This is a genomic window from Sphaerospermopsis sp. FACHB-1094 (assembly GCF_014696195.1).
Lineage (GTDB): Bacteria > Cyanobacteriota > Cyanobacteriia > Cyanobacteriales > Nostocaceae > Sphaerospermopsis > Sphaerospermopsis kisseleviana.
Genome location: NZ_JACJPT010000045.1, coordinates 1 through 19,759, shown reverse-complemented (window position 1 = coordinate 19,759; position 19,759 = coordinate 1). Strand labels below are relative to the sequence as shown.

The following is a 19,759-nucleotide window of genomic DNA, read 5'->3' as shown; positions in this document are numbered from 1 at the left end:
AAGTCAAAAGTCAAAAGTCAAAAGTCAAAATTTTACATTTGTCTGAATCAGGTGGTTATCGAGTTTCGACTACGCTCAACTACCGCGACTTGTACTGAGCGGTTAGTGAGCGTAGTCGAACTATGTCGAAGTAAGTCGAGATAATAACCAGGATTATAGGATTAATCAATTAGCAAAAGGATTTACTATTTTTAATTCTGTACTTGCCTGAAAATCACTAATATTTCTTGTTACTAAAATAGCGTTTTGATTTATTGCTGTAGCAGCGATAATTGCATCAGGAAGTTTAATTTTGTAATTTCGCTTTAATTGGATGGTTTTATTTTCAATCTCTTGTGATAATGGAACTGTGTTAAACTGAGATAGTAAATTTTCAATAGACTGTTCCTCCTCTTTTGATAAGCCAGTAAAACTCAGTAATTCAATGCGGATAATCGGTGAAAGTAGAATTTCGTGTACATTAACAAATTCTTCTGCAAACCATGAATCAGCTATTATATCATCAGCTAAATAGTAGATAAAAATATTTGTATCATAAAGATATCTCATTTATCCCACTCCTGACGCAGATGATCTAAATGAGCTAACATAGCTGATTTTTTATGTTTTAAAATACCTTTAGCTTTACTAATTTTTTCATAGTCTTTTTGCCAATATGATAACATTGATTCTGGTACATCTACTGTAATTGAATCTTCATCTTGAGATACAAGATAATGTTTTGGTATTTTGATTAATGGCATAGTTTTATGCTCCTGTTTCTCTTAATTCAAATTGTAACATATTGTTTGAATCAGGATAAACAGGATTAAAGGATTAACAGGATGATTATTTTCTACATCAAATATAGCATCAATTAATAATTAACTTGCTCAATATCGGTGTGAATGAAATCATTACCTTTAAATAATAAAGGTTGATTGTTAGATTTTGCTAAAGCATAAGAAAAGCAATCTCCCATATTCAGTTTTGCGGGATGACGGCCTTTACCAAATTTCAAAAATGCTGCACTTGCTAATTGTGCCTGTTCTACAGTAAAAGGTACAATAGTTATAGACAATGCTGCAATTAATAAGTTAAGATTTTCTACACCTTGCTGACCATGTTTAGTACCTAAAACAATGGATGCTTCTACATAACCTGGAGAAGAAAGTAAACATTCTGCACTTTTGTTAATAAGTTCAATAAATATCAATTCTTCAGGTTCAGCATAAATAATTGCCATAATAGCAGAAGTATCAATAACCATTATTCTGGGATTCCAAACTCGTTATAACCGATGATTTCATCAGGAGTTCTGCTATCAAGAACTGGTAAATTTCTAATCTGATGACAAATACTCCGAACAAGATTAATATCAATTTTATTCTCTTTGTGATTGGGTAAGGAAATAGGATGAACTTGATATAAAAGTTTTCCTGTTATTTCCATCCCGGCAAAATTTGGGGGAAGTTTCAGATATAAACAACCATTTTCATCTACACGAGCATCAAAATTAATTTGTTGCATTGTCTTTTCTGATCAATTTAATTACGGAATTTTTGCTTTTACCTCTATTCCGATTGTAACATATTGTCTGAATCAGGATAACCAGAATTTAAGGATTAACAGGATGATTCTTTGATGGTTAATGAGTATTAACTTAATATTTTGTCTGAATCAGGATAACCAGGATTAGAGGATTAACAGGATGATTATTTGATAATTACTAGACGTGAATGATGTATTGATTATTACAGTAATTTCATAAAAATTAACCTTTTGTCTGAATCAGGATAAGCAGGATTATAGGATTAACAGGATGATTATTTGATGGTTAATCACTGTTGTTTATGTATTGATTCTTACATCACACTTAATAAATATTTACCTTTCCCTATCACAATCATCAAAACCTAACCAATAATTAAACAATCACATCCTGTACATCCTCAAATCCTGGACATCCTGATTCTGACAATAATATGCTATATTCTTAGCTATTAATATTTTGAGGATGAATAATTGTAATTTCAGGAACATCTATAAAATCTTTGGGATTTAAAGTTAAAACATGGCTGATATTATGAGCAATCATCACTGCTAATATGTGTATATCGTGAGTTCGTTTACCAGAAATATTATATGTTGTTACTAAGTTCAACCAAATAGAAAATACATCTGGTGTTTCTGCTAGTAAATCAAATTGACTTATTAACATTTGTACTGCTTGAGTTGTTTGTTCTACAGTCCATCCTAAGCCATTAACATTGACAGGACGAGTAGCAACAACCCAAAATTCAATGATTACTTGAGAGGTAATAAAACATTGACCACCTCGTAATAAAATTTCAGAAATAGTATTCCGTATCAGATTGTATTCCTGAGATTGAGAATTTGCAAATCTAAGAATAATATTCGTATCAAGTAAATAGCTTTTCATATCCCTCTATCATCATAAATATTTTCTCGACGCAATGCTTCATCTGATAGGGTAATACTACTTTGAGGAAATTGAGATAACCATTCTTGAAATTTTGCGGCTTTTTCTGCTGATGTTAAATTTTGTTGTTCTGCTGATGGAATTATATTTCTATGAGAAAGTTTAGATAAAAAAAGTTTTTGATCTTCGGGAGTTAATTTGGAAACAATTTCTACAAGCGAGTCAACAAGTTGTACATTCATAATTGTTTATTTCATTTACTAGGTTATAGGCAATATTGTACTGTATTTTAATTATAATCTGTCAACTGTCAGAATCAGGATACCCAGGATTATAGGATTAACAGGATGATTATTTGATGGTTAATCACTGTTGTTTATGTATTGATTCTTACATTACATTTAATAAATATTTACCTTTCCCTATCACAATCATCAACACCTAACCAATAATTAAACAATCACATCCTGTACATCCTCAAATCCTGGACATCCTGATTCAGACAATATTAAAATTATGTAAACAAATAACCAAATTACCCAAATATGCTACATTTAACGCAACATACATGAAACTAACTATTAACTAATCATGAATAATCCCCAACAACCCCTAGAATACGATGCTGTGCTTGGTGGTGAAAATCAAATATCAAGTAGTCCTGATCTGAAAATGACCACAGAAAGAGCGATAAATTTATTAAAAGCTGGTACAGCAGGAATTAAAGCATGGAATCTATTTAGACAGCAAGAAACCTATCTCCCTAATCTTGAAGGAGTTGATTTGAGCGGACAAGATTTGACTGATGCTAACTTACATAATGTGAATTTAAAAAATTCTAAATTAGTTCAAGCTAACCTTACAAGAGTCAATCTTATTAATGCCGATTTGCAAGAATCTGATCTATCTCAATCATCGCTAACTAGCACTAATTTTTCTAATGCTAATCTTCAAGGTGCAAACTTGACAAAAGCAAATCTTATTAATTCCAATTTCACTAAAGCTAATCTCGCAAAAGCTAACTTAACAGAAAGTATAGGATCTAATGAAAATTTATCATGTAACTTCAAAGAAGCAAATTTTTCAGATGCTATTCTAATCAAAGCTACTCTGAAAAGATGTAATTTAGAGTCAACAAATTTAACTGAAACTAAATTTGATAGTGCTAATTTATATGGAGCAAATCTTCAAAATGCTATTATTGCCAATACAAGTTTTTTAAACACAAATCTTGAATATGCTAACGTAACAGGAACTAAATCTTTTTTCGCCCATGTTAATAAACAAACTGTGATAAGTAACATTTCTGGAATTTAATAAATAAGCTGTTGTGTATTTGACTTGTATAAGTTTGACAGGCAGGATGCCTGTTCCACAAGAGTTCAGAATATTAGGATTATACAATTTAGCTGTGTAACAGCTTATCATAATCCTCCTCATCGCTTGCGGGAAGGGGGTTGGGGTTGTTGGTGACAAGTTAAGGCTGAAAGTATAGAAATGTCGGAAGCTGCTCATGATCTAATTGAAGGTGTAGAATTAGATAGATCAGTAAAGTCAAAATTAATCACATTCATGAATTGATTTACATTCCCAAAATTGTCCAGGTCCTACTATCAAAATTTGCTCATTTGGCATTAATAATTCCCAGTAAGCAAGACCAGAATCATCTTCTAAATCTGGTTCTAAAATAAATTTATAATTATAATTATCCTCACCCTCAAATGATAAAGTGAGTGTAAAATCATGATTGCCACCAAGGGCAAAATTAGTCAGCTTTGTATTTTCTAACGGCTGTAACAATCTTTCAGCAAATTCATTATTTGGGTGTATATCTAAAATAGATGAATGAATTCCAGACAGAAGATTTCCGAACGTTAAACTCCAAGGTGTTGCCCTAGTGAAAAGTTGCCAGCTTCCTTTGTTTAAGTGTTTTAACTTAGGATGATTATAAGGTTGCATTTCACCAAAGTCTAATATTAATTCATCACCATAACTAAATCCAATTTGATGGCAAGTTTCGCCGATAATTGGTTGAATAATTTGATTCAGATTTTCTATAGAATTAGCAAGAGATGTTTTAGGAGTCATAATCAATATCCTCTAAAAATTCTTTAGCTTTTTGTCTAAGTTCCTGATATGTAAAATCACCTCTATCATTTAAAGTTCCACCATAACCATTTCTTTTTTCTATCTCGATAAATTTACCAAATGCTTTTCTTAATTTCTCTGACATACTAAATTCTCTAGCAATGGCATCAATTTGTTTAATGTCATATTTTTTACCCATAAATATATATACATCCTGATATAATATTTTAACATTAGGAGCTTCATCATGGGTTTCCGTGTAGTCGTATCTTCCAGGACTCAGTAGCTATTGGCGCTTTTACCCTCTTACTCTTGGAACTTCTTAAACTCTTTATATTAGGCTATATTTTCAATTTCGTCAAGTTTCTATTTGTCTCAATGTCGCTCAGTACAAGTCGCGGTAGTTGAGCGTAGTCGAAACTCGATAACCACCTGATTCAGACAATATTAAAATTATGTAAACAAATAACAAAATTACCCAAATATGCTATTTTATATACAGCATACATCAAACCAACCATTAACCAATCATGAATCATCCACAACAACCGCGAGAATACGATGCTGTGCTTGGTGGTAATAGTCCATCACTAGAAAGTGCGGCGGTTTTAGGTGGTATTGATGGGGTAAAGTTACGGTTGAAAAATCCAGATGCCAAGGTGAGAATTGCTGCACTTGAGCAAGCATTGAATTATGGAGAACAGGGTTTAGATTTAGTAATTGCAGGTTTAAAGGATGAATCTTGGGATATTCAAAATGCAGCTTATTTAATATTAAATAAAAGAACAGAACCCAGAATTAAACAAATATTACAAAATCCTCGTCAATTAGGTTTTAAATTAGAACAAATTGAAGTATTAACAGTCAACAAATTTGGGGAAATTATTCAACGTCAGCAACGTATAGCTAGATATTTTATAGAAGATTTGGGTAATCCTAGTAAGCTGGCGGACGACCGATGGCTGACACGTATAGCTAGATATTTTCTAGAAGATTTGGGTAATGGTCTAAAATTAGAAATGGCTGCAATTCCTGGTGGTACTTTTCTGATGGGTTCACCGGAAGACGAGAAAGAAAGAGATGGTAATGAAAGTCCCCAACATGAAGTTACTGTTCCAGATTTTTTTATGGGAAAATATCCAGTAACACAGGCACAATATCAAGCGATCATGGGGAATAACCGTTCTCACTTTAAAGGTAGTCAACGACCTGTTGAAAAAGTAAGTTGGAATGATGCGGTTAAATTCTGTGAACTGTTAAGCCAAAGAACAGGAAAAAAATACACCCTACCCAGCGAAGCACAATGGGAGTATGCTTGTAGAGCCGGAACTACCACACCTTTTTATTTTGGAGAGACGATTACAACAGATTTAGCTAACTATGATGGTAATTACACTTACGCTTCTGCTCCTCAAGGAGAGTATCGTAGACAAACCACAGATGTAGGCACTTTTCCCCCTAACGCTTTTGGTTTGTATGATATGCACGGAAACGTCTGGGAGTGGTGTTTCGATGATTGGGTAGATAACTATAATAACGCGCCTACAAATAGTAGTGCTGTGACAAGCTCAAGTAACAAAAAGTTGCTGCGCGGTGGTTCTTGGCTCTACGTTCCTGAGCTTTGCCGTTCGGCGCGTCGCAGCTATGTTGTTGCGGGCTTCGGCAGCAACTACTTCGGTTTTCGTGTTGTGTGTGGTGCTGCGTGAACTTTGTAGCCCTTTATACTCTTACACTCTTGCCCTTTACCCTCTTTTCTTTTCCCTTTCCCCTCGCCGTCAGGCGATCAATTTTTTTGTCTGATAGCGAAGCGTGGCGTAGCCATATCAGGATAACCAGGATTATAGGATTGACAGGATTGTAATTTGATGATTGATAGATGAGATTCATATATTTATTCTTCCATCTCACTTCATAAATATTTATTTACTTTTCTCTATCCTAATCATTAACAACTAACGAACAATTAAACAATCACATCCTGTACATCCTCAAATCCTGGACATTATCTCGACTTCGCTCGATAACCACCTGATTCAGACAATCTTAAAATTATGTAAACAACTAGCAAAATTACCCAAATATGCTATTTTAGATACAGCATACATGAAACCTACCATTAACCAATCATGAATAATCCACAACAACCCCTAGAGTATGATGCTGTGCTTGGTGGTGAAAATCAAATATCAAGTAGTCCTGATCTGAAAATGACCACAGAAAGAGCGATAAATTTATTAAAAGCTGGTGATCTAGGAATTAGACTATGGAATCAATTTATAAGAGAAGAAACGTATATTCCTAGTCTTAAAGGAGTTGATTTGAGCGGACATACTTTACATTATATTAATTTTTCTAATGCTAATCTTCAAGATGCAAAATTCAGTAATACTCATCTTTATGCTGCTAATTTTTCTAATGCTAATCTTCAAGGTGCAAAATTGAATGGGTGTGTGCATTATGCTAATTTTTCTAATGCTAATCTTCAAGGTGCAGATTTGAGTAGTGCAGATTTGAGTGGTGCTGATTTTTGTAATGCTGATTTAACTGACACTAAATTTGATGGTGCTAAGTTATCTGGGGCAAAACTTAAAAATGCCATTATTGCTAATACAAGTTTTTTAAACACAAATCTTGAAGCTGCTGATGTAACAGGAACTAAAATTTTTTTAGCCAATGTTAATAAAGAAACTCTGACAGAGCAAATTTCTGGAATTGACAAATTAAATTAATTCAGACATTTATTTTCTTCTTTGCGACTTTGCGCGAAATAAAAACCCAATAAACTAACAACTATCCCCCCTATTTATACATAATGAATAACCCCCATCAAGAACTCATCCAACAAATAGACCTCATGCTTCGCGCCCGCTATCCCCTACTATATATAGTCGGAGTCGAAGAAGAACCAATAGAACAAGTCCTGCAACAACTCACCCAAATATCCCAGACACCACGACAACTATTATTATGGGATATCGTCACCGGTTGGGATGACAACGGAACTGATAAAGGTTCAGTCATGGGTGCATTATCAAGAATTACCAAAACCCCAGAAAATACAACCACAATTTTTGTATTGCGAGACATCCATTTTATCCTCAAAAACCCCGAAACAGAAAAAAATGCTCCCGTAATTCGTGCTATCAAAAACCTCACCCGTCAACTCAAACGCACACGCCAAACCCTCATCCTCACCAGTCATACTTTAACCATTCCCCCAGAACTACAAGAAGAAATTACAGTAATTGATTTTCCCTTACCCAACATCCAAGAAATAGATTATTTAATTCATCAATTAATAGTCCCCGAAAAACTTAACTTAAATGGACTAGGAAAAGAACAATTAATCAAAGCCTGTCAAGGATTAAGTCGCGCCAGAATTAGAAGAGTTTTAGCCGCCGCTTTAGCAGCAAAAGGAGAAGTTAACGAAACAGATATTGATAGAGTTTTAGAAGAGAAAAAACAAGCAGTTAGACAAACAGGAATATTAGAATTTTACACATCCAATGAATCATTAAAAAATGTCGGTGGCTTAGAAAATCTTAAACAGTGGGTGCGAATGCGTCAAGATGCTTTTACCGAAGAAGCGCGACGTTATGGCATACCCAACCCCAAAGGCGTTTTATTAGTAGGAATCCAAGGAACAGGAAAATCATTATCAGCCAAAACTATCGCCCATGAATGGCGTTTACCACTGTTACGTTTAGACGTGGGTAGATTATTTGGGGGCATAGTCGGAGAAAGTGAAAATCGCATTCGCCAAATGATACAATTAGCAGAAGCAATATCACCCTGTGTATTGTGGATGGATGAAATAGATAAAGCATTTGGTAATATTAATAGCGGGGTTGATGGTGATTCAGGAACATCGCGCCGAGTATTTGGAACGTTAATAACTTGGATGCAAGAAAAAACCAGTCCGGTGTTTATGGTGGCTACTGCTAATAACGTGCAAATATTACCAGCCGAGTTATTAAGAAAAGGGCGATTTGATGAAATATTCTTTTTAAATTTACCTACAGAAAATGAACGCCATGATATTTTTAAAGTCCACATTCAAAAAGTTCGCCCTTCCCGACTGCGAGAATTTGATTTACAGAAACTTGCCATAAATACGGAAAATTTTAGCGGTGCTGAAATTCAACAAGTAATTATTGATGGAATGCACCGGGCTTTTGGTAGTTTAATAGATGGAAATAGGCGTGATTTTAATACGGAAGATATTTTAGATGCGGTATCGGAAACTGTACCTTTGGCGGCTATTGCTAAGGAACAAATTACCAGTTTAAAACGTTGGGCGGCGGAAGCTGGCGCAAGAACGGCTTCTATTGATACACTGTTAATTGAGGAGTTAAAGGTTTATTCTCAGCAGCAAGGTTTGGGTCCGTTGGAGGTGGATTAAATAATTGATAATTGATAATTGACAATTGATAATTCATAAATGAAAAAAGGAGTTGATTTTTTATGTCTCATTTTACAACTATCAAAGTACAAATTAAAAATGGTGATGTTCTCCATCAAATATTGCAAGAGTTAGGTTATCAAGTTGAGTTAAATTCTCAGGTTCGTGGTTATATGGGTAATAAAACCAATGCTGAATATGTGATTAAACAAGCTAATGGTTATGATTTAGGTTTTCGTCAACAGGGAGGAATTTATGAATTAGTTGCAGATTTTTGGGGTGCAAAAATTAATCAGCAGGATTTTATTAATCAAATTAGTCAAAAATACGCCCATAGAAGTTTGATGGAAACCATACAAACTGAGGGTTTTGATGTAGAGGAAGAGGAAGTTTTAGCAGATGGTACGGTGCGGGTTGTTGTTGGTAAATGGGTTTAAATAAGAAAGCACAAAAAGATCCCTGACTTCTGACATAAATTAATCATTGATTGATAAGATGTTAAAAGAAGTCGGGGATCTAAGGACAAAAGGAAAAATCATCATGGCAGAATATCAAAAGATTGAATATCGCATTGGTAAAGATGGTAAAATTGTGGAACGGGTTTTAAATGCCACTGGTTCTAGTTGTTTGGAAACTACAAAAAGTTTAGAAAAATCTTTAGGAGAAATAGAATCTCAGGAATTATTACCAGAATATTATCAAGATGATGAGATGATTACAACTTCCGAAAATCAAACCTTACAACAACAATAAACTATCATTACTCGTTCCTTGTCTCTGACAAGGAATGCAAAAAAGAGGCTCTGCCTCATGATAAAATAGAGGTAGAACTTCTAAAATGGCATTCCCAGTCTGGAGACTGGGAACGAGAAATTTCTTAGATAAGTTGGGTATTTGAACCTATAATGGGTATATCACCGCCCAAGAATCTTCATTTTTTACTTCTAGGAACGGCTTTATTATGCTTCAAAGACTATATGTAAATAATTTCCGATGTTTAGAAAACTTTGAACTGAAAATAAAAGATATGCCATCTGCTATATTGATTGGCAAAAATGGTACAGGTAAATCAACTATTGCTAAAGCATTAGAGGTACTTCAATCTATTGCTAGAGGAATTAATAGACTACGTGAACTTGAAAAAAATAATCTTATTGGACGAAATGATTTTGCTTATGGAAAGTTTGAAGTTCCCATTCGCTTAGAAATAGAAGTATTACTGAAAAATCAATTATATCAGTATATTCTCGCGTTAGAGTTACCAGAAAATTTTCAAGAACTGCGAGTTTTTGAAGAACAACTTCTAGTTGATGGAAATGCAATTTACTCTCGAAAAAACGCTCAAGTTACTATTCATAGTAATACCCAAAATAAAGAAGCTCAGTTTTCTGTAGATTGGCATTTAGTAGCTATGCCAATAATTAGTAATGATAGTCTTTATGTTTTAAAGAATTGGCTGGCTGAGATGATTATTTTAGCACCAATTCCTAGTTTAATGACTGGAGATTCTCACGGGGAAACTTTACAACCAAAAAAAGATGGTACAAATATTGGAGAATGGTTTTCTGGTTTACTGGGTAGATATCCTGCGGCCTATAGAGAAATTGACAAATATCTCCGAAAACTTATGCCAGACTTTCAAGATTTTGTCAATGAAACTATTGGTAAAGACGTGAAAAGTCTAATCGTTAGATTTGAGAAAAATCAAGCTACTTTAAATGTTAATTTTCAAGATTTATCAGATGGTGAGAAATGCTTTTTTCTTTGTGCTGTGGTATTAGCTGCTAATCAATTCTATGGTCCGGTTTTCTGCTTTTGGGATGAACCTGATAATTATCTTTCTCTATCGGTAGTAGGTCATTTTACTATGTCTTTACGACGTTCATTTACAAATAATGGACAACTTTTAGTAACTTCTCACAATCCTGAAGCAATCAAAAAATTCTCTGATGAAAATACCTTTTTCCTTGATCGGAAAAGTCACTTAGAACCAACTTTAATTAGGTTAATTAGTGAGATACCTGGTCGTGGAGATCGAGTTGATCTGATTGATGACCTAATTTGTGGAGATATAGAATTATGAGTCCAAATGAGTATAGACCACATCTTCTCATCTTATTAGAAGATAAGGCTCATAATGATATTGTTAACGGATTTTGTCTAAATTTAAACGTAGATGCGGATAAGATTGAATGTCTACAAAAAGCGCGTGGATGGGTAAATGTTAAAGATAAATTTGAAAAAAAATATATTCCCCAACTGCGACAAAATCTTAACAAACATATCTTATTAATCATTGATCGTGATGTCTATCAAAATAGAGGAAGTTATGTAGAAGAATGTATTCCTGAAGATATAAAAAATAGAGTATTTATTTTGGTGTTCAACCCTAATCCAGAAAGTCTTCAAAGAGATATTAAACAAAGTCGTGAGAATATCGGACAAGCACTTGCTAAAGCTTGCTCTGAAAGGGAAAATGGATTATGGGAACATCCTGTTCTCATAGAGAATAAACCTGAGTTAGAACGAATGATTTTATCTGTTAAACCATTTCTGTTTGCAAATTCACCCGAGAAATAATAATATGCTAGAACAAATTAATCATATCGGTTTCGGTCTAATTCTCGCTATCATCTTTTATATTATTCTGCGTTTCCTATTTCCCGAAACTCAGGAAAATACATCTATTCAACATCAAAATACAACCGCAACAGATACAGAACATAAAATCAAAGATTTAGAGTTACAATGTCAACGACTGCGGGAAGAATTAAAACAACAATCTCAACAATTAAAAACTGATTTTCAAAATGAAACCTTTACCCAACTGCAAACTTTACTTACCAACTATCCCACAGTCAAAAAAATGGCTTTAACAAAACCTGACTTACCCGCTAAAAATATTGTTTCCCTATTTACATCTTTAGATAATTTAATGGCCAGTTGGGGTTATACTGTGATTGGGGAAACTTGGGAACAGGTTAATTATAATCCCCAAATACATCAAGCTGATAGTGATGATATTCAAGAAGGTGATTTAGTTTATATTCGGTTTATAGGTTATCAAAATGGTGAGAAAGTTCTCTATCCTGCAAAAGTTAGTCGCACTTTACCAGGAGGTTTTAATAATAATTGAATATATCTCACGCAAAAACGCAATCTCCGTCAGGAGATCCCGAAGGGTAGACGCAAAGAAGATAAAGAGAAGTTAATTATATTGATTTATTATTCTGACTCCTGACTCCTGACTCCTGACTCCTGACTCCTGACTCCTAAATTTATGACTACTATTGCAATTGATTTTGGTACGAGTAATACTGTAATTAGTATTTTAGAAGTTGATACCCAACAACCTAAAAGTTTACGTTTCCCTAATTTATCCCGTGTATTTGTGGGTGTTACTCCTCAAGGTGAAAGGTTAGAATATCCGGTTATTCCTAGTTTAATGTTTATTAAATCAGGTCATAATATTATATTAGGTGAAGGTGTGAGAAGTCAACGTTTAGGACTTTCTCAAAATTATCCCCCAGAAAGATTATTTAAAAAGTTTAAACGTGATTTAGCTGGAGATTATCAACCACCACCACGTCAAATTGATGGAATTAGTTATAATTCTGTTGCTGTTTCTGAGTTGTTTATCCAAACTATTTGGAAGGAAATTAAACAGCAGAATATAGAACCTAGTCATTTAGTTTTTACCGTTCCCGTTGGTGCTTTTGAACGTTATTTAGATTGGTTTCGAGAGTTAGGTAATAAATTAAATGTTCCCCATGTTTCTATTATAGATGAATCTACCGCCGCAGCTTTAGGTTATGCTGTAAAATCTCCCGGTAACTTAATTTTAGTGGTTGATTTTGGTGGGGGAACTCTGGATTTAAGTTTAGTGAGAACTGTTAATAATTCTCATCAAAATAATATTAATAATCATAACTTACGTGCTGAGGTTTTAGCCAAATCAGAAGCTTATGTAGGTGGTGAAGATATTGATGTTTGGATAGTTGATGATTATTTACGTTCTCAAAATCTCACACCTGAACAAGTTGGTAAAATCAGTTATCAAAATCTTTTAGAAATTGCTGAACGTTTAAAAATTCAACTTTCTAAAAATCAAACTGCTTCCGAAAGTTGGTTTGATGATGAATCTTTTATGTCTTATGAGTTAAAAATCTATGAGTTAAAAATCACCCGTGAAAAATTAGAAGAAATTTTAGAATATCGGCAATTTTTACAACAGTTACGGGATGTGTTAGATGAGGTTTTAACCTTTGCACTGAGAAAAGGTATTGCTAAAAATGATATTGAACAAGTTTTATTAGTGGGAGGAAGTTGTTTAATTCCCGCAGTTCAACAATTAATTATTTCTTATTTTGGTAAAAGTAAGGTAAAATTAAATAAACCCTTTGATGCTGTATGTCATGGTGCGTTAGCAATAACCCAAATTACAGAAATAGATGATTTTTTGCGTCATAGTTATGCGATTCGTTTATGGGATAATTACAGCAAAAGTTATATTTATCATCCTATATTTACCAAAGGTACAAAATATCCTTGTCAAAGTTCCCAATGGTTAACCTTACAAACAGCAAATAATGGACAAACAGAAATTCGTTTAGATATTGGGGAATTAGGTGATATGACACAAACAGAAATAGCTTTTGACGCTTCAGGTAGAATGACTTCTAGCACTCTCCAACATCAAGAAAGTTACCGTTCCTTAGATACCCAACATCAACAGGTATGTGTAGCAAAACTTAACCCTCCAGGCGCAGCAGGATTTGATAGAATATCAGTATTATTTGAAGTTGATTCTCGTCGGATTTTGTTAGCAACTGTTAAGGATTTATTAACAGCAGAGATATTAGTTAATAGAGGTGAAATTTATAAATTGAGGTAAGATAATATCTCTAAGCGCCAGTCAATTGTCCCCAGTCCCTTTTATTCCATCCTTTGCAACTGCGCTACTTTCGGATCAATTATTTTTTGACCTAAACTAGCAAATTTAATCGCTACAGATATCTTATTACCCGTTCCAAAGACATGAGTAATTTCACCAATACCAAAAGTTTTATGTAATACTTTTTCGCCTACTTGCCAATTTTCTGATGCGCCTTGATTATTTGTTTTTGCTGATGGTGATTTAGTGAAAGTACGGGTATTTTTCCGTTTGGTGGTTAATAAATCTGGGGGTAGTTCTTCCAAAAATTGCGATCGCAAAGCTGGTTCTCTACTACCATACAACCTTCTTTCTCTGGCATGGGATAAATACAATCTTTCCTTAGCGCGTGTTATCCCCACATAACACAAACGTCTTTCTTCTTCTAAAGATGCAGGATCTTGTAAGGAACGATAACCAGGAAATAAACCCTGTTCTAACCCAACTAAAAATACTACAGGAAATTCTAAACCTTTAGAAGCGTGCAAAGTCATTAAAGAAACTGCTGTTTGTCCTTCTTTTAAATTATCTAAATCAGAACTTAACGCCGCACTTTGCAAAAATGCTTGCAAGGAAATATCATCACCTTTATTATCGTCTTCAAATTGAGTGATAGCGTTAAACAATTCTTTGACGTTACTGATTCTATTATCAGCTTCATCCGTTCCCTGTTCCATCAAATCCCGAATATAGTTAGAATCATCTAAAATTCCTTCTAAAATCTCAGAACCGGGAATTTTTGTAATTTGTTCTTGCCATTTCTGAATTATACTAGCAAAACCATTCACAGACTTGGCTGCACGTCCAGCTAAAGTATTTACTGATGTTTCATCACTTAATATTTCCCATAAAGTTGTACCTAATTGTTGGGAAGCATTCATCAAAGCGTCAATAGTAGCTTTACCAATTCCCCGACGAGGAGTATTAATAACTCTTAATAAACTAACAGTATCCGCTGGATTATTAATTGCTCTTAAATAAGCAACAACATCTTTAATTTCTTTGCGGTCATAAAATTTCATTCCCCCGACAACTGTATAAGGAATTTGATATTTTACTAATAATTCTTCAAAAGGTCGAGATTGGGCGTTAGTGCGATAAAGAATAGCAAAACTACCCCAATTTAATTCCGGGTTTTGATGTTCTAAAGTGCGAATTTGATTAATCACAAAATCTGCTTCTGCTATTTCATCATCTGCTTTATAACAATAAATTGCTTCCCCTGCATCCCGTGTAGCTCTGAGAATTTTATCAATACGTTGGGTGTTATTTTCTATTAGTTCATTAGCAGCTTGGAGGATATTTTCACAAGAGCGATAGTTTTCTTCTAATTTTACCATTGTTCTGGTATCATCATCCTCTAAACCATCGCCAAAATCTTGTTGAAATTCAAGTAATATGGTAAAATCAGCCATTCTAAAACTGTAAATAGATTGGTCAGCATCACCCACCACAAACACAGACCGATTTTGCCAATTCCACTCACTCTTTCTGTTTTCACCATTAGTTACTAACAGACGAATCAATTCATATTGAGTGCGGTTTGTGTCTTGATATTCATCTACTAAAATATGACAAAATTTCCGATGCCAATACCCTAAAACTTGTTCATTTTGTTGAAATAATCTTGTAGGAATTAAAATTAAATCATCAAAATCCAAAGCGTTATTTTGTGCTAATCTATCTTGGTAAAGATTATAAACATCAGCAATTACCCGACCCCGATAATTTGGATGTTCCCGTTCAAATTCCTGGGGTGATAAACCTTGGTTTTTTGCATTACTAATGGCGTAACGCACAGATTTAGGATCAAATTTTTTACTATCTAAATTAAGTTCTTTAGTAACAATTTCTTTGATTAAGCTTTGGACATCAGACTCATCAAAAATGGAAAAGTTTTTATTCCAACGTCGTCCTTTTTCATCTTGATATTTTTCGATGTCAAAGCGGAGAATGCGAGAAAAAAGACTATGAAAAGTGCCACACCACATATTTTTGATAGTAGTGCGATAAACTTTAGATATCAATTGAGTTTGTTCATATTCTGGTAATAAATCAAACTTTTGACCATGTTGAGAAATTGCTAATTGTTCAGCAAATAACCTTTGAATCCTATCTTTCATTTCCCGTGCAGCTTTGTTAGTGAAAGTCACCGCTAAAATGTTTTCAGGGTTAACACGGTTTTGCAGAATCAAATTAGCGATACGGTAGGTAAGCGCACGAGTTTTACCAGAACCCGCACCAGCGACAACTAATAACGGTCCGCAATAGTGTTCAACTGCTATGCGTTGACTGGGGTTAAGATGGCTGAGAAAATCAATATTTGTAGTCATAGGTGTGTGAAAGAGCGATGCAGTGATATCTGTAAAATGACATTTATCAATTGTAGCTATTGGTCAGACTACAATATCCTCAGCAACTTGGGTCAAGAAATATCAGATTCCAACAAACTCTTAACTCTTAACTCTTAACTCTTAACTCTTAACTCTTAACTCTTAACTCTTAACTCTATCACCCATCACCCATCACCCATCACCCATCACCTATCACCCATCACCCATCACCCATCACCCATCACCCATCACCCATCACCCATCACCTGTCACCTGCACCGTCAAAGGTAAATTGACTTTAAAGGTTGAACCAACACCAAGCTGACTTTTGACAATAATCTCACCCCCCATCATTTGACAAAAATGACGGCTAATAGCCAATCCTAACCCAGTACCGCCATATTTCCTCGTAGTGGAATTATCTCCTTGGGTAAAAGGTTGAAATAGCTGCTGCTGCTGACTAGGGGACATTCCAATTCCTGTATCAGTTACAGTAAAACTAATTACACTCAAGGGCGCGTCTTGACGTAATTTGATTTTTTCATGCTTAACCGTCAAAGTCACTTTGCCGTTAGTGGTAAATTTAGCCGCATTACTGAGTAAGTTTAATAATATTTGTTGCATCCTGGTTTGATCAGTATACATTGTCCCTAGATTATCATCACAGTCCACCTGTAAAGTATTGCCATTTTTTTCCATAGCTGGTTTAACTGTGAGAACAACATTATTAATCAAATTTGTAATATCAAATGTCTCTGGGTAAAGAGTCATTTTCCCAGCTTCGATTTTTGACACATCCAGGATATCGTTAATGAGTTTTAGTAAATGTCTACCGGCAGAATTGATAGTTTCTAAATCAGTGATAAAATCTGGGGATGCAGCAAAATCAGCAGCATCATCTTGCAAAAGTTGACTTAAACCAATAACTGCATTTAACGGTGTGCGTAACTCGTGACTGACATTAGCGAGAAATTGACTTTTTGCTGTGCTGGCAGCTTCAGCTAATTCTTTGGCTTGTTCGAGTTGTTTAGTGCGTTCAGATACTCGCTCAATCAAGCGATTGAGAGATTTAGCCAGCAAGCCAATTTCATCATCAGTGGTGATGGGAGCGCGTAAATCGAAATTAGATTTTTTGGCCACTTGTTCAGCTACTTGAGTGACAGTAATTACAGGTTCAGCGATCGCTCGACTGGTACGCCAAGCTACCACAGCTGCAATAGCCACAGATAGCAGCATACTGACTATAAAAATTGTTCTTTCTACAAATCTCGCTTCCTCTACATCGTTTTGCCTATCCTGTTCTTGTTCTTGCGCCGTTCTTAAAATTCTCGTCAACTTATTTGATAAATTATCTAGATCCTCGACAGTGTTACTGTTCATAACTTCCAGTAACTCTTTGCGTACAGTTTCTACTTGTTCAGACTGTAAAGCATTATTATCAAGTTTTTGTAAAATTTTGTCTACTTGCTCAATATAAGCTTTAAAATTACTAGAATAATCTGATAATAAAGTTTGTAAAGTGTTGCTATTGGCAGCTAAAGTCTCGGGCTTACTGCTAATATATGCGCTGATTTTTGTGTCTAATTTTTGAGCTTCAGCAAAAGAAGTCAGTAATTCATCTTTTTTCTGGGTTCGCTTTTGTGTATTTTCTAAAACAGCCACTAAATTCGCGCTATGCAACTGTGCCTCAAATATGGCATTTTTATAATTATTCAGTAGTTGTTCTTGCTGTTTAGCTTGATGGAACTGTCGGACTTCTCTGCCTCGGTAGTAGTTGGCCAGCACTAACCCTGTCAAGGAACCAAAAAAGCCTATTCCAATAGCTACAAAGTAGCCATAGCCAATTTTTTGATGGATACGCCATGAACTAGCTTTAAGTTTCCCACGGGAGGGAAATTCTATTGTTGGAAGTTCATCTATTTTTGGCTCTTGAGTTGACACTTTTTTGCTTTCCCAACTTTTGTCAACAAGGTAAAGCTTTTGATCTGGTATCCCAGCATTTTCTTAACCTTCCTACAAATATCACCAACCAAGTTTAACCTTGATAATGACTTTAAATATGATTAAATTATCATTTATCCTTTTGGATAACAGGATTAAATCATTCTTTTCCAGATAATAGCATGGACTTATAAGAAAATCGAGTGAGCCAAAACCACGCCCGATAAATTATCGGAACTTGGTAGAGATACTTTATCGTATTAGCCAAGTCAATTAGTGATGTTAGTTGGTCGCTGTTTACTCAATGGTTAGAATATTTTGGGAAGATTTACGGGCGTGTGGTTGTACCAGTTACACCACAATATACTTCTCAAAATTGTGCTAATTGTGGAGAAATTGTCAAAAAATCACTGTCAGTTAGAACTCATGTTTGTAACTGTGGGTGTGTTCTTGATCGGGACCACAACGCTGCAATCAATATTTTAGCGAAGGCACTAAAACAGACAGGCTATGATTTAAGTACCGTCGGGCGGACGGAAACTTTTTACACTGAGCGAAGCCGAAGTGTTAACGCTTGTGGAGAGATGACCCTCTACCCAGATTTGGTAACAAGTTTGGGCATGGTTGCTCATTGAAGCAAGAATCCCCGTCCTTTTAAGGTGGGGAGCGTCAATAATGTCTAGTCTATTTGAACAAACCTAAAAATTGTTACATACAGGACTTACGCAAAAGGGAACGAAAGTAGGGGTAATTCATGAATTACCCCTACGCAAGAATAAGGTTTTCAGTCACATCTTGCGTAAGTCATAACATATTAAAATCAAGATGAAAAAGCCAATTGACGAATCTGGCTGAATATAGCTTTAATAGTGAGAAATAGTCCATTGCTTAGTAAACAGTCTTGTGGTCAGAATAGTGAGGATTAAGAAAACTCCGCTGTCAAAATTATGGAAGTGAAAATGCAAGAACCAGAATATACAGAAACCAAGTCAAAAGAAACAACAATCCCAGATATCAACACCCAAGCAGGAAGCATCACCAAACTACAGCCTCCTGTACAGTCTCAAGAGCAATGGCTCAAATATGGGCAGCAAGTTTCTGGCTTTTTAGGCACATTACCTGACTATGTGGGTAACTTCTTTAATCAATACAAGCAGCCTATAATTAGCATTGGTTTAGTGATTACAGCAATTGTCACTGTTAAGGTTTTACTGGCTGTACTAGATTCTCTCAATGGTATTCCCTTGGTAGCACCTACCTTTGAATTGATTGGTATTGGTTATTCTGCCTGGTTTGTGTATCGCTATTTACTCAAAGCTTCAACTCGGCAAGAGTTAACCAGTGAAATTACAACCCTCAAATCACAAGTTGTAGGTAAAGACTCTTCGGAATCTTAATTTTTAAGCAGTCAGGAGGCAGGAGGCAAAAGGCAGGAGGCAGGAGGCAGGAGGCAGGAGGCAGGAGGCAGGAGCAAAATAAATATTTCTTGCTCCCTGTTCCCTGTTCCCTGTTCGCTGCTCCCTGTTCCCTATTTTTTGACTTTTGACTTTTAATTTTCTTCCCCAGTCCCCAGTCCCCAGTCACCAGTCACCAGTCCCCAGTCCCCAGTCCCCAGTCCCCAGTCCCCAGTCCCCAGTCCC

At 35.1% G+C, this 19,759-nt stretch carries 20 protein-coding genes and 2 pseudogenes; 12 read left to right on the top strand and 10 right to left on the bottom strand.

Features of this window, described 5'->3' with window-relative positions:
- Positions 1–165: 165 nt before the first annotated feature.
- The 6 genes from H6F47_RS15000 to H6F47_RS14975 all read right to left on the bottom strand — a co-directional run bounded on the left by H6F47_RS15000 (position 166) and on the right by H6F47_RS14975 (position 2,664).
- Positions 166–549 (bottom strand): type II toxin-antitoxin system VapC family toxin, encoded by a 384-nt coding sequence (locus tag H6F47_RS15000; protein WP_190348143.1) that lies wholly within the window; start codon positions 547–549, stop codon positions 166–168.
- On the bottom strand, positions 546–743 hold the full coding sequence (locus H6F47_RS14995; protein ID WP_096565784.1) for a hypothetical protein: 198 nt from the start codon (positions 741–743) through the stop codon (positions 546–548). Before H6F47_RS14995 ends, H6F47_RS15000 begins: the two co-directional genes overlap by 4 nt.
- A 113-nt stretch (positions 744–856) precedes the next feature.
- A complete protein-coding gene (locus H6F47_RS14990; RefSeq protein WP_096565782.1) occupies positions 857–1,249 on the bottom strand; it encodes a type II toxin-antitoxin system VapC family toxin in 393 nt (130 codons plus the stop codon).
- A complete protein-coding gene (locus H6F47_RS14985; protein WP_096565780.1) occupies positions 1,249–1,509 on the bottom strand; it encodes a hypothetical protein in 261 nt (86 codons plus the stop codon). Before H6F47_RS14985 ends, H6F47_RS14990 begins: the two co-directional genes overlap by 1 nt.
- A gap of 466 nt (positions 1,510–1,975) precedes the next feature.
- On the bottom strand, positions 1,976–2,422 hold the full coding sequence (locus tag H6F47_RS14980; protein WP_190348142.1) for a type II toxin-antitoxin system VapC family toxin: 447 nt from the start codon (positions 2,420–2,422) through the stop codon (positions 1,976–1,978).
- On the bottom strand, positions 2,419–2,664 hold the full coding sequence (locus H6F47_RS14975) for a hypothetical protein (protein WP_187039808.1): 246 nt from the start codon (positions 2,662–2,664) through the stop codon (positions 2,419–2,421). The genes H6F47_RS14980 and H6F47_RS14975 overlap by 4 nt, the downstream gene beginning before the upstream one ends.
- Positions 2,665–3,013: 349 nt before the next feature.
- Between H6F47_RS14975 and H6F47_RS14970 the strand changes: the two genes are divergently transcribed.
- Positions 3,014–3,739 (top strand): pentapeptide repeat-containing protein, encoded by a 726-nt coding sequence (locus H6F47_RS14970; RefSeq protein ID WP_190649805.1) that lies wholly within the window; start codon positions 3,014–3,016, stop codon positions 3,737–3,739.
- Positions 3,740–3,982: 243 nt separating this feature from the next.
- Here H6F47_RS14970 and H6F47_RS14965 read toward each other — a convergent pair whose 3' ends face one another.
- The gene (locus tag H6F47_RS14965; RefSeq protein WP_190649803.1) at positions 3,983–4,510 is read right to left on the bottom strand and encodes a hypothetical protein; all 528 of its coding nucleotides are present in this window, start codon (positions 4,508–4,510) and stop codon (positions 3,983–3,985) included.
- Positions 4,500–4,709 (bottom strand): hypothetical protein, encoded by a 210-nt coding sequence (locus tag H6F47_RS14960; protein WP_096565774.1) that lies wholly within the window; start codon positions 4,707–4,709, stop codon positions 4,500–4,502. The genes H6F47_RS14965 and H6F47_RS14960 overlap by 11 nt, the downstream gene beginning before the upstream one ends.
- 775 nt (positions 4,710–5,484) lie before the next feature.
- Between H6F47_RS14960 and H6F47_RS27950 the strand changes: the two are divergent.
- The 9 genes and pseudogenes from H6F47_RS27950 to H6F47_RS14915 all read left to right on the top strand — a co-directional run.
- Positions 5,485–6,216: pseudogene (locus tag H6F47_RS27950) on the top strand (formylglycine-generating enzyme family protein); the annotation flags it as partial.
- A gap of 420 nt (positions 6,217–6,636) precedes the next feature.
- Positions 6,637–7,239 carry a pentapeptide repeat-containing protein gene (locus H6F47_RS14950; protein ID WP_190649795.1) on the top strand — a complete coding sequence of 201 codons (603 nt, stop codon included), beginning with the start codon at positions 6,637–6,639 and terminating at the stop codon, positions 7,237–7,239.
- An 83-nt stretch (positions 7,240–7,322) separates the two neighbouring features.
- A complete protein-coding gene (locus tag H6F47_RS14945; RefSeq protein WP_190649793.1) occupies positions 7,323–8,912 on the top strand; it encodes an AAA family ATPase in 1,590 nt (529 codons plus the stop codon).
- Positions 8,913–8,974: 62 nt separating this feature from the next.
- A complete protein-coding gene (locus tag H6F47_RS14940; RefSeq protein WP_190649791.1) occupies positions 8,975–9,349 on the top strand; it encodes a DUF1257 domain-containing protein in 375 nt (124 codons plus the stop codon).
- A gap of 103 nt (positions 9,350–9,452) precedes the next feature.
- Complete coding sequence (locus H6F47_RS14935; RefSeq protein WP_190649789.1) at positions 9,453–9,665, top strand: DUF2997 domain-containing protein; 213 nt, start codon at positions 9,453–9,455, stop codon at positions 9,663–9,665.
- A gap of 208 nt (positions 9,666–9,873) precedes the next feature.
- Entirely contained in the window at positions 9,874–10,995 is a 1,122-nt protein-coding gene (locus tag H6F47_RS14930) for an ATP-binding protein (RefSeq protein WP_096565765.1), read from the top strand.
- Positions 10,992–11,492, top strand: a complete 501-nt coding sequence (locus H6F47_RS14925) for a hypothetical protein (protein WP_190649787.1) — start codon at positions 10,992–10,994, stop codon at positions 11,490–11,492. Before H6F47_RS14930 ends, H6F47_RS14925 begins: the two co-directional genes overlap by 4 nt.
- 4 nt (positions 11,493–11,496) lie before the next feature.
- Complete coding sequence (locus H6F47_RS14920) at positions 11,497–12,048, top strand: molecular chaperone GrpE (protein ID WP_190649785.1); 552 nt, start codon at positions 11,497–11,499, stop codon at positions 12,046–12,048.
- 144 nt (positions 12,049–12,192) lie between these two features.
- Positions 12,193–13,806 (top strand): Hsp70 family protein, encoded by a 1,614-nt coding sequence (locus tag H6F47_RS14915; protein WP_190649784.1) that lies wholly within the window; start codon positions 12,193–12,195, stop codon positions 13,804–13,806.
- A 41-nt stretch (positions 13,807–13,847) separates the two neighbouring features.
- Here H6F47_RS14915 and pcrA read toward each other — a convergent pair whose 3' ends face one another.
- Together pcrA and H6F47_RS14905 are read right to left on the bottom strand one after the other, a co-directional pair.
- The gene (gene pcrA / locus H6F47_RS14910; RefSeq protein WP_190649782.1) at positions 13,848–16,178 is read right to left on the bottom strand and encodes a DNA helicase PcrA; all 2,331 of its coding nucleotides are present in this window, start codon (positions 16,176–16,178) and stop codon (positions 13,848–13,850) included.
- 255 nt (positions 16,179–16,433) lie between these two features.
- Positions 16,434–18,170, bottom strand: a complete 1,737-nt coding sequence (locus H6F47_RS14905; RefSeq protein ID WP_190649817.1) for an ATP-binding protein — start codon at positions 18,168–18,170, stop codon at positions 16,434–16,436.
- A gap of 209 nt (positions 18,171–18,379) precedes the next feature.
- Between H6F47_RS14905 and H6F47_RS27945 the strand changes: the two are divergent.
- Together H6F47_RS27945 and H6F47_RS14895 are read left to right on the top strand one after the other, a co-directional pair.
- Positions 18,380–18,754: pseudogene (locus H6F47_RS27945) on the top strand (transposase); the annotation flags it as partial.
- A gap of 324 nt (positions 18,755–19,078) precedes the next feature.
- Entirely contained in the window at positions 19,079–19,516 is a 438-nt protein-coding gene (locus tag H6F47_RS14895) for a CAAD domain-containing protein (protein WP_096572570.1), read from the top strand.
- Positions 19,517–19,759 lie beyond the last annotated feature (243 nt).

What these genes read in the sequence shown, in the direction of transcription:
- H6F47_RS14915 (WP_190649784.1), top strand. Translation starts at nt 12,193, where the DNA reads ATGACTACTATTGCAATTGATTTTGGTACGAGTAATACTGTAATTAGT.
- H6F47_RS14970 (WP_190649805.1), top strand. Translation starts at nt 3,014, where the DNA reads ATGAATAATCCCCAACAACCCCTAGAATACGATGCTGTGCTTGGTGGT.
- H6F47_RS14920 (WP_190649785.1), top strand. Translation starts at nt 11,497, where the DNA reads ATGCTAGAACAAATTAATCATATCGGTTTCGGTCTAATTCTCGCTATC.
- H6F47_RS14925 (WP_190649787.1), top strand. Translation starts at nt 10,992, where the DNA reads ATGAGTCCAAATGAGTATAGACCACATCTTCTCATCTTATTAGAAGAT.
- H6F47_RS14980 (WP_190348142.1), bottom strand. Translation starts at nt 2,422, where the DNA reads ATGAAAAGCTATTTACTTGATACGAATATTATTCTTAGATTTGCAAAT.
- H6F47_RS14935 (WP_190649789.1), top strand. Translation starts at nt 9,453, where the DNA reads ATGGCAGAATATCAAAAGATTGAATATCGCATTGGTAAAGATGGTAAA.
- pcrA (WP_190649782.1), bottom strand. Translation starts at nt 16,178, where the DNA reads ATGACTACAAATATTGATTTTCTCAGCCATCTTAACCCCAGTCAACGC.
- H6F47_RS14940 (WP_190649791.1), top strand. Translation starts at nt 8,975, where the DNA reads ATGTCTCATTTTACAACTATCAAAGTACAAATTAAAAATGGTGATGTT.
- H6F47_RS15000 (WP_190348143.1), bottom strand. Translation starts at nt 549, where the DNA reads ATGAGATATCTTTATGATACAAATATTTTTATCTACTATTTAGCTGAT.
- H6F47_RS14895 (WP_096572570.1), top strand. Translation starts at nt 19,079, where the DNA reads ATGCAAGAACCAGAATATACAGAAACCAAGTCAAAAGAAACAACAATC.
- H6F47_RS14965 (WP_190649803.1), bottom strand. Translation starts at nt 4,510, where the DNA reads ATGACTCCTAAAACATCTCTTGCTAATTCTATAGAAAATCTGAATCAA.
- H6F47_RS14945 (WP_190649793.1), top strand. Translation starts at nt 7,323, where the DNA reads ATGAATAACCCCCATCAAGAACTCATCCAACAAATAGACCTCATGCTT.
- H6F47_RS14985 (WP_096565780.1), bottom strand. Translation starts at nt 1,509, where the DNA reads ATGCAACAAATTAATTTTGATGCTCGTGTAGATGAAAATGGTTGTTTA.
- H6F47_RS14930 (WP_096565765.1), top strand. Translation starts at nt 9,874, where the DNA reads ATGCTTCAAAGACTATATGTAAATAATTTCCGATGTTTAGAAAACTTT.
- H6F47_RS14950 (WP_190649795.1), top strand. Translation starts at nt 6,637, where the DNA reads ATGAATAATCCACAACAACCCCTAGAGTATGATGCTGTGCTTGGTGGT.
- H6F47_RS14975 (WP_187039808.1), bottom strand. Translation starts at nt 2,664, where the DNA reads ATGAATGTACAACTTGTTGACTCGCTTGTAGAAATTGTTTCCAAATTA.
- H6F47_RS14960 (WP_096565774.1), bottom strand. Translation starts at nt 4,709, where the DNA reads ATGGGTAAAAAATATGACATTAAACAAATTGATGCCATTGCTAGAGAA.
- H6F47_RS14995 (WP_096565784.1), bottom strand. Translation starts at nt 743, where the DNA reads ATGCCATTAATCAAAATACCAAAACATTATCTTGTATCTCAAGATGAA.
- H6F47_RS14990 (WP_096565782.1), bottom strand. Translation starts at nt 1,249, where the DNA reads ATGGTTATTGATACTTCTGCTATTATGGCAATTATTTATGCTGAACCT.